The sequence below is a fragment of the Actinoalloteichus sp. GBA129-24 genome, assembly GCF_001941645.1.
Lineage (GTDB): Bacteria > Actinomycetota > Actinomycetes > Mycobacteriales > Pseudonocardiaceae > Actinoalloteichus_A > Actinoalloteichus_A fjordicus.
Genome location: NZ_CP016077.1, coordinates 4,936,369 through 4,951,420 on the forward strand (window position 1 = coordinate 4,936,369; position 15,052 = coordinate 4,951,420).

Annotated in this window: 10 protein-coding genes; 7 read left to right on the forward strand and 3 right to left on the reverse strand. The window is 71.8% G+C overall.

The window, feature by feature from the left end; all coding sequences use genetic code 11:
• Positions 1 to 169: 169 nt before the first annotated feature.
• From UA75_RS21115 to UA75_RS21130, 4 genes are all read left to right on the forward strand, one after another.
• Complete coding sequence (locus UA75_RS21115) at positions 170 to 829, forward strand: hypothetical protein (protein ID WP_075741740.1); 660 nt, start codon at positions 170 to 172, stop codon at positions 827 to 829.
• A 133-nt stretch (positions 830 to 962) separates the two neighbouring features.
• A complete protein-coding gene (locus tag UA75_RS21120; RefSeq protein ID WP_157434339.1) occupies positions 963 to 2,141 on the forward strand; it encodes a pentapeptide repeat-containing protein in 1,179 nt (392 codons plus the stop codon).
• A 370-nt stretch (positions 2,142 to 2,511) separates the two neighbouring features.
• On the forward strand, positions 2,512 to 3,117 hold the full coding sequence (locus UA75_RS21125) for a hypothetical protein (protein ID WP_157434340.1): 606 nt from the start codon (positions 2,512 to 2,514) through the stop codon (positions 3,115 to 3,117).
• A 432-nt stretch (positions 3,118 to 3,549) separates the two neighbouring features.
• A complete protein-coding gene (locus UA75_RS21130) occupies positions 3,550 to 5,274 on the forward strand; it encodes a hypothetical protein (RefSeq protein WP_157434341.1) in 1,725 nt (574 codons plus the stop codon).
• A 94-nt stretch (positions 5,275 to 5,368) separates the two neighbouring features.
• Here UA75_RS21130 and UA75_RS21135 read toward each other — a convergent pair whose 3' ends face one another.
• From UA75_RS21135 to UA75_RS21145, 3 genes are all read right to left on the reverse strand, one after another.
• Positions 5,369 to 7,513, reverse strand: a complete 2,145-nt coding sequence (locus UA75_RS21135; RefSeq protein ID WP_075741744.1) for an ATP-binding protein — start codon at positions 7,511 to 7,513, stop codon at positions 5,369 to 5,371.
• A gap of 223 nt (positions 7,514 to 7,736) precedes the next feature.
• Positions 7,737 to 8,597, reverse strand: coding sequence for an NAD(P)H-binding protein (locus tag UA75_RS21140; RefSeq protein WP_075744037.1), 861 nt, complete (start codon positions 8,595 to 8,597; stop codon positions 7,737 to 7,739).
• 211 nt (positions 8,598 to 8,808) lie between these two features.
• Positions 8,809 to 9,981, reverse strand: a complete 1,173-nt coding sequence (locus tag UA75_RS21145; RefSeq protein ID WP_083683418.1) for a family 43 glycosylhydrolase — start codon at positions 9,979 to 9,981, stop codon at positions 8,809 to 8,811.
• A 791-nt stretch (positions 9,982 to 10,772) separates the two neighbouring features.
• On the opposite strand from UA75_RS21145, the gene UA75_RS21150 reads away from it, so the two are divergent.
• The 3 genes from UA75_RS21150 to UA75_RS21160 all read left to right on the forward strand — a co-directional run bounded on the left by UA75_RS21150 (position 10,773) and on the right by UA75_RS21160 (position 14,955).
• Positions 10,773 to 12,002 carry an ABC transporter substrate-binding protein gene (locus tag UA75_RS21150; RefSeq protein ID WP_075741746.1) on the forward strand — a complete coding sequence of 410 codons (1,230 nt, stop codon included), beginning with the start codon at positions 10,773 to 10,775 and terminating at the stop codon, positions 12,000 to 12,002.
• A 433-nt stretch (positions 12,003 to 12,435) separates the two neighbouring features.
• The gene (locus UA75_RS21155; RefSeq protein WP_198042799.1) at positions 12,436 to 13,758 is read left to right on the forward strand and encodes a hypothetical protein; all 1,323 of its coding nucleotides are present in this window, start codon (positions 12,436 to 12,438) and stop codon (positions 13,756 to 13,758) included.
• Positions 13,759 to 14,073: 315 nt separating this feature from the next.
• Entirely contained in the window at positions 14,074 to 14,955 is an 882-nt protein-coding gene (locus UA75_RS21160; protein WP_075741747.1) for an NYN domain-containing protein, read from the forward strand.
• Positions 14,956 to 15,052 lie beyond the last annotated feature (97 nt).

Below are 15,052 nucleotides of genomic sequence, written 5' to 3' on the forward strand. Positions count from 1 at the left end.
GCAATCGGCCGCGCCGTCGGCAACGACGGACGAACCGCCTGCCCTCTGCTGCCTGCCAAGACACCGACGCGAGCGCAGCCGCCGTGCTCGTTGAAACATCCCGGCCCGCCGTCGACGGTCCCCGTTCCGATATCCGTGCGACGGCCCCACCTCCACCGAAAGGCCCACCATGACCTCCCGCCGTCCCCGACTCCTCGGCGCGCTCGCCGTCGCCGCTCTCCTCACCGGCTGCGCCACCGAAGACCGCGCAGCCGACGTCGCCGCCGCACACTCCGCCAACCTGGTGGCGCCGACGACGACCGGCACCACCGCCGCGCCGACGTCAGACACGGAGGAGGACGACCGGTCCGCCGAGGACGACTCCTCCTCGGAACTCACGGTCTCCGAACGGGGCCTGGGCGTGAAAGAGATCGGCGAAGCAGCAGGTTTCGGCGAGCCGGACCGACTCAAGGCGACCTTCACCGTCGACGCGATCACCGTCGACGCAGGCTGCACCGACGAGTGGGCGACCGCTGCGGAACACGGCCGCTTCGTCATCCTGGACATGACGATCGCCACGACGGCGGAGTTGACCGCCTCCGACTACTGGGCGATCAGCACGCATGACTTCGGGGTCATCAGCCCGGACGGCGTCGCGGCGCCCAGCCCGAGCACGGTCGCGGCGTACAGCTGCCTGACCTCTGCCGAGCAGTTCCCCAGCGGCCCGCTGCTCCCCGACACCCAGTACCACGGCCGCATCGCGCTCGACACCGCCCATGAGTCCGGGATCATCACCTATCGCCCGGCGGGTCTGATCGTCGGAAACGGCGGCTGGGAATGGGAGTTCTGACGACCGTGCACCATGATCGGACGCCGTCGCCTGCCACACCGGCGCCACCGTCTGCTCGCTGCTCGCCCGCGGGGACGGATGACGGCGGCGCTGATCCCATCGATCAGTGCACTGGGTCGGGAACAATGACGTGGTGACATCGGAAGCCGCCCCGCGTCGACGACCTCGGACCCGGCCGTCGCCGAAACACCCAGCTGAGACCCACCTACGCCCGCTGCGCTGGTGGGTGGTGGCCTGCTGTGCCGCGCTGGTGCTGGCGGCCGGGTTCGGGCTGGGCGGCTGGGGCTGGCAGCGAGCGGCACAGTTGACCGGCAATGATCGGGTCGCCGCGCAGAACGAGGCCGTCCGCACCGGACTCACGGCGGCGGGCGGTGTCGGGGCGGCGCTGGCCCTGCTGCTGGCGTTCCGGCGGCAACGCGCCACCGAGGCGGCGGCCGAGGAGACGCGCTACGACGCCGCCGAGCGCCGGGTCACCGAGTTGCAGCTCAAGGCCGTCGAACAGCTGGGGTCGGACCAGGCGCCGGTCCGGCTGGGCGGGCTGCATGCGCTCGACCGGCTCGGCGACGGCAGTCCCGAACACCGCCAGACCGTCATCGACCTGCTGTGTGCCTACCTTCGGATGCCGTTCCTCGAACCGGGCCTGCTGCCGCCGGACCCCACCGCCGAACAGATCGCCGAGGATCAGGAACGGGCGCAGGAGCGCGTGGTCCGGCTCACCGCCCAGCGGCTGCTGGCGGATCGGCTTCGCGGGCGCGACCGTTCAAACGCCGCGGGGCCAGCAAATCCTCGGCACTGGCCGGGAGAGTTCGACATCGACCTCAGTCGGGCGAACCTGATCAATCTGGACTTCGAAGGCTGCGTCTTCGGCCGGGCGAACTTCTCCACGGCCCGGTTCCTCGGGCAGGCCCGATTCGGCCGGGCCGTCTTCACCGGCGATGCCTGGTTCACCAAGGCCGAGTTCACCAGCGATGCGGCTTTTCCCGATGTCGTGTTCGCCGGCTTCGCTTCCTTCGACACGGCATCCTTCCGTGGCGACACTCAGTTCGTCCGAACGCGATTCACCGGCAGTGCGGGGTTCGCAGGCGCCTCGTTCCACAAACCTGTCTCGTTCCTGAGCCCGACATTTCAGGGTGCGGCCTCGTTCTCCAGCACCGTGTTTCCCACACACGAAGAAGTCAGCAGGTCGTTCCCCAGGACGGTGCAGCCCGTCGAACCGGTCGAGTTCCTCGACGCCTCGGTGCGGCTCGACGGACGGAGGCACGCCGTCTGGTTGGAAGACGTACCCGACGAGTCCCCTGACAGGGGCCGATGAACGGGGCGGGATCTGGGGAACGCTGCTCGTCGCGGAGAAACCGAGCGACGCAGGCTCCACGATCACCAGGCAGGCCGACGGGGACGGGGAGTCGAAACCCTGATCAGGCGCTCGTTCAGCCACCGAGAATGCTGACGCACACCTGCGCCGACACCGGCACCGACGGGCGACCACCACGCCGGAGGCCGGGGAGTTCGGGTGACCACCGCGCAGTCGGACCCCCGCCACGACACACTCACACAGGCGCCAGGCACGCCTCTTCCGATCGAGGCCTGCGGCATCAGCACCGACCCCCGATCCGCCGCCGCCGACCCCGGCCGACCCCGACGACGGTGCCGCCCCGCCACCCCCGTCCGGCAGGATGGCCCCGGTGAAGTGGACCCGTGCCGTCTGGCATCTCGAGAGCCTCGCCCAGAGCTGCGCCGACATGGCGACGCGCCCCGCGTCGATCTTCCCGCTGCGGGTCGAGCAGCTGTGGGTGTTCGGGGAGGTCCTCGGCGCGGAGCGGGATCTCGACGACGTCTCCGTCGCGCTGGCGGTCGACCTGCCCGTCGAGGCGGTGCCGTGGCTGGACGAGCCGTCCGGTTCCCAGCACTGGGGCGGGGCCGTGCGGCTGCCCAAGAGCCCGATCGTGGCGCGCTGGCGCTCGGTGCACGCCCCGGTGTGGAATCACCGCATCGACCGGCCCGCGCTGCTCTGGGACTCCGCGAACGGAATCGCCGAGGAGACCCTGGCCGCGCTGCGCGAGGGGCGGGGCGAGTCGGTGCGTACGGCGGCGGAGTCCGCCGAGGCGGTGCGCGCCCGGCTCGACGCGGAGCTGGCGCTGAGTCTGCGCGCCCTGCGGGATCGGAGCGAGGCCTATGCGGATCGGCGGTGGAAGCCGGGAAAGCTCGAACCGGTCTCCGACGCGTTGTGGCGGGTGGGCGCCGGGTATCTCGACGTGCTCGACGCGGTGCGGGCCGCCGACGGGCGTTGATCGCACGGTCGCGGAACCGCCGCAGCCGGGAGGAGCGTCGATCGCCTTGATTAGAGTGCGAAACGTCGATCGCACGAGCCGGTGAGGCGGTGATTCTGGTGACCATCGGCGGAATCGGTCTCGGCACCGCACCACCGCCGCGCTCGGCGAGATCGGGACGACCGGCGGAGTCTCCCCCGGCCTGCCCCCTGCGCCCCGCAGTCGATCACCTCGAGGCAGGACGGCGGGCGACGGGTCGGCGGCAGCCCGGTCGCCGCGACGCAGGGTCTCGGCGCGGCGAGTGCGGCTCGCCGGGTTCCGACGCACTCGGCAGGGTTGTGCCGCCCCGAACCGACCCGCCTGCCGGCACGAGGACCGCGCGCAGGCACGTCCCGCGCCCGGCGGACCGCCTCGCCACCACCGCACCGCCCGCCCACGGCCTCAGGCGGGACCGTGCCGCGCGTTGATCCCCGGCACGGCCCTGCGGCGGCGGACGGCGCGCGCTGGCAGACGTATCGCCCCTGCCGCACCGTCCTCGCGGTGGCCCGCACGCTGACCTCGGCCATCCGGCTGTTGGAGGCCACGACCGTCTTCCTCGGCGACCCCCGCGTCCAGGTGGTCTTCACCGTGCACGCGGGCTCCCGCTTCTCCACCGGGGTCGCCGAGCTGCTCCGCGCGCTGCCGGTTGCGGTGGTGCCCTGGGACGCCGTCCCCGAACTGCGGTGCGACCTGGTGATCACGGCCAGCGAGAAGGTCGACCTGGCGCAGGTCGGCGACGCCCCGGTCCTGGTGCTGCCGCACGGGATCGGCTTTCACAAGTACGTCCCCGAGGTCGACGCGCCGACCAGCAGGCTGTCGGGTCTGGTGCCTGCCGACCTGCTGGACTCCGGTCGGGTCACGCTGGCGATCACCCACCCCGACCAGGCCGAACAGTTGGCAGCGGCCTCGCCCGCGACGGTAGGGCGAACGGCGCTGATCGGGGACACCAGCCATGACGCGGTCCTCGGCAGTGTGGGACGGCGGGACCGGTATCGGGAGCTGTTGGGCGTGTCGCCCGCGCGGCGGCTGCTGGTGGTGTCGTCGACGTGGGGCGAGCAGTCGTTGCTGGGCACCCGCCCCGAGCTGCTCGATCGCCTGCTGGCCGAACTGCCGGTGGACGAGTACCGGGTGGCCGCCGTCGTGCATCCCAACGCCTGGACCTGGCATGGCGGCTGGCAGCTCGACCAGTGGCTGGACTCCGCGATGCGGGCCGGGCTGCTGCTCCTGCCGCCGACGCGCGGCTGGCACGCCGCGCTGGTGGCCGCCGACCTGCTGATCGGCGATCACGGCTCGGTCAGTCTCTACGGCGCCACCGTGGGCAGGCCGGTGCTGCTCGCGGCCTTCGGCACCGAGGTCGTGCCGGGGACTCCGCTCGCCGAGTTCGGGCGGACCGCAGACCGGCTCGATCCCGCGACGGGGCTGCGGGAACAGGTGGACAAGGCGATGGCCGTGCATGATCCGCTGCGGTTCCGCCCGCTCGCCGACGCCGCCTTCGCCGCGCCGGGTCGCGCCGTCGACCTGCTGCGGACGCTGTGTCACGAGCTGTTGTCCCTGGCCGAACCCGCAGCCGAACCCGTCCTGGACGCGGCGCCGGACCCGCTCCCCGCTCGTCGCCCGGTTCATTCCCTGGAAGTGGCCTCGACCTTCGTCGCGCCGTCCACCGTGGTCCTGCACCGCGTCCCCGCAGCGGTGCGGGGTCGCCGAATCGACGTGCCCCACAGCGGATCGCGACACCTGCTGGTCGATGCGGAGGAGCCGAACCTGCGGCTCTTCGGCGATGCGGCCGTCCTGACCCGCTCGCGGGCGCCCGAGGCGGCCGAGCCGACGGCTGCGCACCCGAGCGGTGGGGCGGAGGCGGCGGTCGAGGCGGCGGCGGCGGCCTGGCTCGCCGAGGCACTGCGGCGCAATCCCGGCGCCCGACTCGCCGCGACGGCCGTCGCCGGGGGCACGCTGCTGGGGCTGCGCGACGGACGCCGCCTGCGGATCGCCGCCGACGACGGTGGCAAGCCGGACACGATGCTCGCGGCCTCGGCCGCCTATGCCGCATTGCTCGCGGGCGTTCTCGGTGCAGGCAGGCTGTTCGTGCGCGTCGGCGCGGCCGAACGGGTCCTCACGATGACGCTGGTCGAGCCCGCCTGATCGGCGGCGGGCCGCCCGGCCGGCCCAGCGGCGGCAGGACGGCCCGACGATCGCGCGACGCGGGCGAGGCCCCGCCTGCCGAGGATCGGCTCGATCAGTCCTCGAGCGCCGCCAGCCGCTCCCGCAACTCGGCCACGGCAGGCCCGCCGGTCTCGACCTCGACGGCCAGCACCCGGCTCAGCTGAGCCCGTGCACCCTGCCGATCGCCGCGCGTCTCGGCGAGGTCCGCGAGCGCCCGCCGCGCCTGGGCCTCGTAGTGGATCGCGCCGCGCTCCTCGAACAGCTCGACCGCCTCGCCGAGCTCCTCGGCCGCCGTGTCGTGCTCGCCGAGCAGGCGGTGCAGCGAGCCGAGGGCGATGAGCACCCGCCCGACCATCCGCCGATCGCCCAGCGCAGCCAGCTGGTCGGCGGCCCGACGCAGCTCGGCGAGCGCGTCGGCAGGCCGGTCGGCCGCCGCGAGGGCGCAGCCGAGGAAGTAGGCGCCCAGCGCGGCGCCTCGGGACTCGCCTGCCTGCTCGTTCAGCTCGATCGAGCGGCGGTAGGCCGTCAGCGCGCCGGGCGGGTCGACGACGTCGCGATGTCGGCCGATGAATTCCCAGACCGAGGCGAGCAGCGCCGGTCGGCCCGCCTGCTCTGCCAGCCGCAACGCCGTGTCCAGCTCTGCCCCCGCCCGGTCGTGCTCACTGAGCTCGGTGTAGGCCCGAGACACCAGGCTGCGCAGTCGCGCCTCGGCGGCGGGGTGGCCGGCCCGCCGCGCGGCGGTGGCGCCGAGATCACTGGCCTCGATCCAGTCCGCGAGGTAGCGACGGTGCAGGTAGAGCGGGACCATCGCCTCGGCGAGCTGCCACGTTCGCTCATCCCAGCCCTGTTCCGCGACGGCACGCAGCAGGGCGAGCAGGCAGGCGCGTTCGCCGGTCAGCCAGTCCAGCGCGAGCGCGGCGCCGCGCGGTCCGGTGAAGGGGTCGTCGACGTCGGTGAGCAGTGCCTCGTGATCCGCGATCCGGGTCCTGGCGCCCATCACGGCGCGGTCGGCCGCCGCGACCAGCCCGAGCCGCTGCCCGACCAGCCTGTCCAGCAGCTCCGCACGCGCCGAGGCGGGCTCCTCCCCCGCCGCGCGCTCCCTGGCATGGAGTCGGACGAGGTCGTGGAGGCGGTATCGCTCGCCGGGCTCCTCGGTCACCAGGTTCGCGTCGACCAGGACGGCCAGCGCCGATCGGGCCGTCGACTCGTCGACGTCGGCGGCCAGGGCGGCGGTGTCGACGGAGGCGTCCGGGCCGGGCAGCAGCCCCAGCCTGCGATACACCAGGGCCGCCTCGGCGGGCAGGCTCCGGTAGGCGTGGTCGAACACGGTGGACACCGTGCGCTCTCCTCTCGACGACAGGGCGCGCAGCCGACGACGCTCGTCGGCCAGCTCCGCCACCAGCGAGGCGACGGTGGCGTGCGGCCGGGCCGTCAGCCGAGCGGCGGCGACCCGCAGCGCGATCGGCAGGCCGCCGCACAGCCGGACCAGCGCGGTCGAGGCCGAGGGCTCCCGGCCGATGCGCTCCTCGCCGCAGAAGCGCGTCAGCAGCTCCGCACCGCCCGCGTCGTCGAGCGGATCGAGGACCACCATCCGGGCGTCGGTCTCGAAATCGGCCTCGGTGAGCCTGGCGTTGCTGGTCACGACCACGGCACTGCCCGGACTGTTGGGCACGAGCGGTTCGACGTGAGCCGCCTCGGTGACGTCGTCGAGCAGCACCAGCACCGGCTGCGTCGCGGTCCGGGTCCGGAACAGGGCCGTGCGCTCGGCCAGCTCCGCCGGGATGTGCTCGCGGTGCACGCCCAGTCCCCGCAGGCATTCGGCCAGCGCGTCGCCGACGGCGGTGCCTGCCTCGGTGCGTCGTGTCGAGTAGTCGATGTAGAGCTGCCCGCCGGGATACCGGTCCCCGGCATCGCGCGCCCAGCGACGCGCCAGCGCGCTCTTGCCGACACCGGCCAGCCCGGTCAGGACGATGATCCATGTCGAGTCTGCGCCCGCATCGCGCAGCAGCTCGTCCACGGCGGACAGCTCGGCGACTCGATTGACGAACCGGCCCGGCCCGGCGGGGATCTGATGCGGCACCGGGCGCTGCTCGGTGGGAAGCAACCACGTCACGTCGCCGTGCACGGTGCCCACCTGCACCACCGAGCCGCCCACGTCGGCCGCGTGGTTGCCGACCGCAGGGTCTCGTCCCGATCGGTCCGACCAGGCTCCGCCCATCGCCGACTCCGCCTCCGCTCGCCCTCGCAGACTGTGATCGAAAATACTCTACGGCGCGAACTCGACGCCCGGCACCGGATCGGCGGAGCCCGCGCGAGACCGGCAGGTCCCTGCCCGCCGTGGCGCTCGCGCCGTCCCTTGCGGGCGGCGGAGAGCCCGCCCCTGCCTGCGACACGGGGCGCCAGCCGTCTCCCGGCCCCTGGGCGACGCCGGACGCCTCGGCTCAGCGGAAGTCGGCGACGTGATCGGCGACCCACTCGCGATAGGTACGCGCGGGACGACCGACGATGTCGGACACGGTGGACTCGATCTTCTCGACCGAGGTGATCGTCTCGGCATGGGCGGCGAAGATTCCGTCGACGACGTCGACCGGCCAGCCCTGCGCGACCATCTGCTCGCGCGCCTGGGCAACGGCAAGCTCCTCGAACCGGGTCGGCCTGCCGAGCACCTCGCCGATGATCGCGACCCGCTCCGCGTTGCTGAGCACCTCGGGACCGGTCAGGACCGGCTTGGTCCCCACGTGTCCGTCGTCAAGGAGCGCCCGGACTCCCACCGCTGCGATGTCGGCCTCGTGGAGCATGGCCCCGGCGGCCTCGGCGAAGGGCGCCCGGACGACTCCGTCCGCCCGGATCTCCGCCGCCCATTCGAGATCGTTGCCTGCGAAGCCGCCCGCACGGATGAAGGTCCACGCCAGATCGGTGCGCTGGATCTCCTGTTCGACGTCGGCGTGGAACTGGTTGATGGGATCGGACTGCCGTTCGGCGTCCTCGCGAACACCGCTCGACGAGAGATAGACGATTCGATCGGCCTCGGCGTCGATCGACGAGATCACGGCGGGCGCCAGCTCGGCCGTGAGAAGCGGCCAGACCAGGAACACCGATCGCACCCCGGCCAGCGCGGCCGTGAGGCTCGTCGGGTCGGCGAGATCGCCACGAACGACGTCGACGCCGTCGGGCAGTCCCGCCGCCTCGGGAGCCCGCGTCATCGCCCGCACGGCGACGCCCTCCTGATACAGCTGGGCGACGACGTTCCTGCCGACCTTGCCGGTGGCGCCGATCACGAGGATCGGATGCTGCGCAGTCATCGTGAGCTCCTTCGTCTGTCCCATCGTGGTGGGACGTCATCGTCGATGACCGGGACGCTAGAAGCTCAACAACAGTCAAGGTCAAGTCCGCCGAGGCGCAGGTGATCGAAGGAGACACCGCCGGGCGGGCGGCACCCGTGACGTCGGCCGGGGAGGCCGATCGGCTCGCCCGGCGGCGAGAGCGCGCAGCGGGCGGCCGCTGCGCCCAGACTCACCCCAGATGGTCGGCGCGCTCCGGCTCGCTCACTCGGCGGGACCGGCCCGCGACGGTGACCTTCACCGGCGAGGTGATCCACGGCGTGGTCGACGTGTCGGCCGGGCTCGCCAGCCGCCGTCCCTCGCCGGACGGGGCGGGCAGCTCCACGCCTGCGGCGACGGGGCTGCCGAAGTCGGGGGTGCCGTCCCGGTTCCACTCGAAGGGCTGAGCCCGGATCGTACGGCCCTGGCCGCACCCGCCCGACGCGGAACCCTGAGCGTGATAGACGATCCAGTCCTCCCTGCCGTCGGGAGAGGTGAAGAAGCCGTTGTGGCCGGGGCCGAACACGCCTGCGGAGTCCGATCGCTCGAACACCGGGTCCCGATGCTTGGTCCAGGCGCCGGGCAGCATCGGGTCGCTGCCGCGCAGGGTCAGCAGGCCCAGCTTGTAGTCGGGCGTGCCGCAGTAGCTGGCCGAGTAGACGATGTGGGTCTGACCGTTGCGCTGCAGGGCCACCGGTGCCTCGTTCACCCGCAGGCCGCTCGTCTCCCAGGGGTGCTCCGGGGTGGACAGCAGCCGCTTGGCGCCGCTGATGGTCCAGGGATCACGCATCGGGGCGATCCAGTTCTCCTGGGCGACGTCACTCCACTGCGACCAGAGGAAGTACAGGCCTCGGCCGGGGATCTCCAGGTAGCTCCCGTCGATGGACCACTGGTCTTCGCCGGGCGGGTTGAGCTGCGCCTTGTAGGTGTAGGGGCCCATCGGGTCGGTGCCCGCGCTCTCCAGGACGTGCATCCGCTGGTGGTCGGCCGAGCCGCTGACCCCGGCGCTGTAGTGCAGGTACCAGCGGCGCCCGTTCGGCCCGTTCAGCAGCCGGAACTCGGGCGCCCAGAAATAGCAGCATCGGGAGGGATCGTCACCACGCCACACGACCACGGGTTCGGCCTCAGCCAGGCCCGCCAGCGTCGGGGATCGACGCATCACGATCTCGGAGGAGTGATAGGTGCCGGTCAGGTAGTAGTTGCCGTCGTGGTAGGTCAGCCACGGGTCGGCGCCGTCCTGGGCGTACAGCGGATTGCGGAACGTCCCGTCCGCGCCGAAGGCGGGCACGCCGCCGAGCAGCAACGCGACCATGGTGCAGACCGCAAGGCCCGCCCGACGAATCCAGCGTGATCGACCACCACTCATCCCCGACTCCCTCGGTCCCCCACCACCGCAGCCGAGATCGACACGACGGTGCTGTGATCAGCCGCCGACCAGCGGCTTTCCAGCACCGTATGCGAGGGCCGGACGACTCGCCGGGAGTCGGTCACCCGATCAGACGGCCCCCGATCGCGGGTAGACGATCACGAGATCCGTCCCAAGCGGAGAGATCGTCGATCACCACCGCACGCGGCGGCCGACCCACGAGCCTGCCCGTTCGACGCCGTGCGGGCGGAGCGGAGTCGTGTCGCCGTCGAGTCGCCGCGACGGGGTCGACCTCAGTACCCGCGCGGTGCCGCCACGCTCGGCACCCCTCGGCATGCGGGTGACTCGAGGCGAGACGACGGTCGGTCGCCCGCACCGATCCAGCGGGTCGACGGCGGGCAGCCCTTGATCGTCTACAACGGATCGGCCTCATTTGCCGTCTGGCATATCAGATCCAATTCGCCGCCACGCACGATGGAAAGACGGGAGACAGCCGCGAACAGGCCCCCGATCAGCACTCCCTCATCGAACCCGAATCACCCCTTCGGAGCTATTCGTCCGACATATCGGACGTCACGGGCCGGAATCAGCCATTCCGACACAGATCGACGTCGATGAATCTTGACTGTGACCCGGGTCTCTCAATAATGGGCGAACGCTTCCGGCTGCAGACCGACCATCGAGGCCGGTCGTCGGGGGCCGGGCGACATCCACGACGGGGAGGAACGACAGTGACGTCGACTTCGCAAGGACCGAGACGCCGGAGGTCCGCAGGCCTGACAGCCGGGCTGATGAGCGTGGCGCTGGTGGCGGCGGGTTGCGGAGGCGCCGCGGGCGATGACGGCCCGGTGAATCTCACCTACACCTTCTGGGGCAACACCGATCGTGGTGACCTGACCACCGAGGCGATTGCGATCTTCGAGGAGAAGAACCCGGACATCACCGTGGACATCACGTTCGCCGACTTCGAGAGCTATTGGCAGAAGCTGGCGACCGAGGCGGCGGGCGGCAACCCGCCCGACGTCGTGCAGATGGACTACACGTACCTCCGCGAATACGCCGATCGCGGCGTCCTGCTGGATCTGGCCCCGTTAGTGGGCGAACAGATCGACACCGACGACCTCGTGGGCGGGCTGAGCGAGGCGGGCCGGGTGGACGACGGCTACTACGCGATCCCCATCGGCAGCAACATGATGTCCTTCCAGTACGACGCCGCCGTCTGGGACGCCGCAGGCGCCGTCCGGCCCGAGACGGGCTGGACCTGGGACGACTACGCCGCCGCGGCGGCCGCCGTCACCGAGGCCAACGGGGGCGACCCGTGGGGCGGCATGGACATCGGCGAGCATCTGCACATGCTCGACGTGTGGCTGCGGCAGAACGGCGGCCAGGTGTACACGGACTCCGGCGAGCTCGGCTTCACCGAGGCTGACCTGATCGAGTTCTGGGAGCTCAACGAGCGGTGGCGCGACGCGGAGAGCGTCATCCCGCTCTCCGCCGTGGACCAGGCCATCGCCGACACGTCGCTGGCCGTCGGCGCCACCGCCTCGGAGTTCGCCTGGGACAACTTCCTGCCCAGCACCGAGAACACCTACGGCAGCGAACTGGCCCTGGCGCCCTTTCCCAGCGACACCGACGAACTCGGCCTCTACGCCAAGCCGTCCATGCTGATGAGCGTGACGACCCGCACTGATCATCCTGAGGAGTCGGCGCGGCTCATCGACTTCATGATCAACGATCCCGACGCCGGGCGGATCTTCGGCGCCAACCGGGGTCTCCCCGCCACCACCACCCAACGGGAGACCGCCGAATTCGAAGGCGTGAACGCCCGGATCGAGGAATACGAGAACAGCATGGAGGGCTTGCTGGGCGAGACCCCCGCCCCGCCGCCGCCCGGCGGCGCAGGCGTCGAGCGGTTGATGCAGCGGCTCAACGAGGAGGTCGCCTACGACCGGGCCACCGTGGCCGACACGGCCGCCCGCTTCATGACCGAGGCCGAGCAGATCCTGGCCGACGCCGCCTGAGCAGCTCCTCGCCGCGCAGGCCGGGGCGGTCGGTCGATCGACGAGGATCGTCCGACCGCTCCACCGCTCCCTCGCCGACGCGTGGCCGCCGACGGACGGCCACGCCCCGGATCTCCGCATACCCGCAGATCCCGCGAGAGTCTGCCTCGGTCGGGGCACCCACGGCCGTTGATCATCTGCTCCGTCGGCGCCCGGCCGCATCACGTGCGAAGGCCACGGCCGCAGGCGGCCAGCGCGCCGTCGGCCGTCCCGCCACACGAACGGTCGGTCCCTGGTCGCCTCGGGCCCGGACCGGCTCTCCCCCGGCCGTGTGATCGCACCGTCTTTCGCCCCCTTGCCACTCGCCCGGCGGTTGCCTGCCCATGGCCCGGTCCGCTCCACTCGATGAGGACTCGACGATCTTCGTCTCGACGACTGCGGGCAGGGGCTTGGCATGGCCGATCCAGTGGCAGGATCTCCGGGCAAGGCGGCAGGCGGGCAGCCGCCGCCCGCACTCGCCCGCACCCCGCCGATGGGCTGGAACAGCTGGGACTGCTACGGCGGCTCGGTCCGGGAACACGAGGTGCTCGCCAACGCCGAGTACCTCCGCGATCACCTGCTGCCGCACGGCTGGGACCACGTGGTGGTCGACATCCAGTGGTACGAGCCGACCGCCGACACCAGCGGATACCACGAGGGCGCGATGCTGGACCTCGACGAGCACGGCAGGCCGATGCCCTCCCCGAACCGGTTCCCCTCCTCGGCGGGCGGTGCGGGCTTCGCACCCCTGGGCGCACGAATCCATGCGATGGGGCTGCGCTTCGGTCTGCACATCCTTCGCGGCATCCCCCGGCAGGCCGTCGCGCTGCGGCTGCCGATCCTGGGCACCGAGTGGACGGCCGCCGACGTCGCCGATCACGAGAACGTCTGCCCGTGGAACCCCGACAACCTCGGGCTGAACCACGAGCATCCCGGCGCGCAGGCCTACTACGACTCGCTGCTGGCCCGCTTCGCCGAGTGGGGCGTGGACTACGTCAAGGCGGACGACATGCTCGTCCCGTACCACCGATCCGAGATCGAGGCCTTCTCTCGGGCGATCGAGGCCAGCGGCAGGCCGATGACGCTCAGTCTCTCCCCCGGCACCGACCTGGCCGTGGAGCACGTCGATCACCTCACCCGGCACAGCAGGCTCTGGCGGATCTCCGACGACCTGTGGGATCGGTGGCCCGACGTCCACGCCCAGTTCGACCGCACGGCGCGCTGGGTCGCGCACGCAGGCCCGGGTCACTGGCCCGACGCCGACATGCTGCCGCTGGGCCGGATCGGCATCCGGGCCCACGGCGGCGACGACCGCGCCTCGCGGCTCACCCGCGACGAGCAGCGGACCCTGATGACGCTCTGGGCGATGGCCCGCTCGCCGCTGATGTTCGGCGGCGACCTGCCCTCCACCGACGAGTGGACGCTCGGCCTGCTCACCAACGACGCCGTCCTGCGCATCACCAGAGACAGCGTCGGCAACCGCAGGCACCGACAGGACGGCGACCTCGTCGTCTGGACGGCGCAGAGCACGGACGGCCTGCTCCGCTATGTCGCGCAGTTCAACCTGGGCGACGAGGCCGCCGAGTCCCGCGTGACGGCGGCCGAGTTCGACATCGAGCCCGACGAACTGGTCGTCGACCTGTGGTCCGTCGCCGAGCCTGCCCGGTTCGGCACGACGCGCACGGTGTCCCTGCCCGCGCACGGCTGCGTGCTCTGGTCGATCACGGCGGTCCCGTGAGCCGGGGTCTCGGCCCGGCGGGGCCGGACAGGGACCCGGGCCGCGCGCGGCGGGCCCGGCCGACGCCGCCCGGCGTCGATCCGACCACGCGGCGCGGCGGCTCCTTCGATCGGGTAGGTGGGGTCGGTCGACGGGGTGAAATCCCTGGCATCGCGGCGGGAATGACGAGAAACCGGGGGTGGCGACGAGAAAGTCGGGGGGATGACCGATAATGACGACGCGTCCACGGGCGCAGTGTTGCGTTGGCTGCTCCGTTGAGTGGCCGGGGGTCGCCTTCTCTTCCGGCGGCCCCTTTTCCCGTAGAGAGGGCTGCTGATGGATCGATGTGCGATCTTCGTCGACGCAGGCTATCTCTACGCGGAGGGGGGCAGACTCTGCCGACAGACCACGTCGCGCTCGGCCCTGCTGCTCAAACCCGAGCCGTTCCTCAGCCTGATGACCTCGGTCGCCGAGGAGCTGACCGGCATGCCGGTACTGCGGACCTACTGGTACGACGCGGCGCGGGGCGGCCATCGGACGAGCGAACAGCGGGCCATCGCCGTGCTGCCGGACGTGAAGCTGCGGCTGGGCAGGCTCAACGGCAGCGGCCAGCAGAAGGGCGTCGACGCCCTCATCTACCGCGACATGATCATGCTGGCCCAGTTGGGCGCGGTGAGCGACGTGCTGCTGGTGAGCGGGGACGAGGATCTGCGGGAGGGTGTGCGCACGGCGCAGGATCACGGCGTGCGCGTCGTGCTGGTGGGCATCGAGGCCGAGAGCGGCAAGTACAACCAGTCCGAGGAGCTGGTGTTCGAGTCGGATCGGCTGCACAGCCTCTCCAAGGACGAGCTGACCCCGGTGTTCGACCTCCGGCCGCCGTTGCCGCCGCCCACGGTGCTTCCGATTCCCGTGCAGATCGAGTCGGGGGAGGACGCCGACGGTGAGCAGGCGACGCCCAGCCCGATTCAGGCGATGCTGACGCCGAGGGCCGCCTCGGCCGAGTTCACCGCGCGCTGGCTCGCCAACAGCTCCAGCTCCGAACTGGCCGACCTGCTGGCTCGTCGACCCAGCATTCCGCACGCGTTGGACCAGGGGCTGCGCGCCCATGTCGAGCAGGCCCTCGGCATCGACCTCCAGGAACAGGAGCAGATCCGCCGCGACGTGCGGTCCGCGTTCTGGGGCGTCGTCGCGGCGAGCGTCGACTCTCGGCAGCTATGAGAGCCGGTCGGTGCTCCCTGCCGTCGGAGTTGCGCGGGGCAGGCGGCGGCGTCGGTCACCATGACTCCGTGCAGGCGCCCTCCGCTCGCCGTGCGAC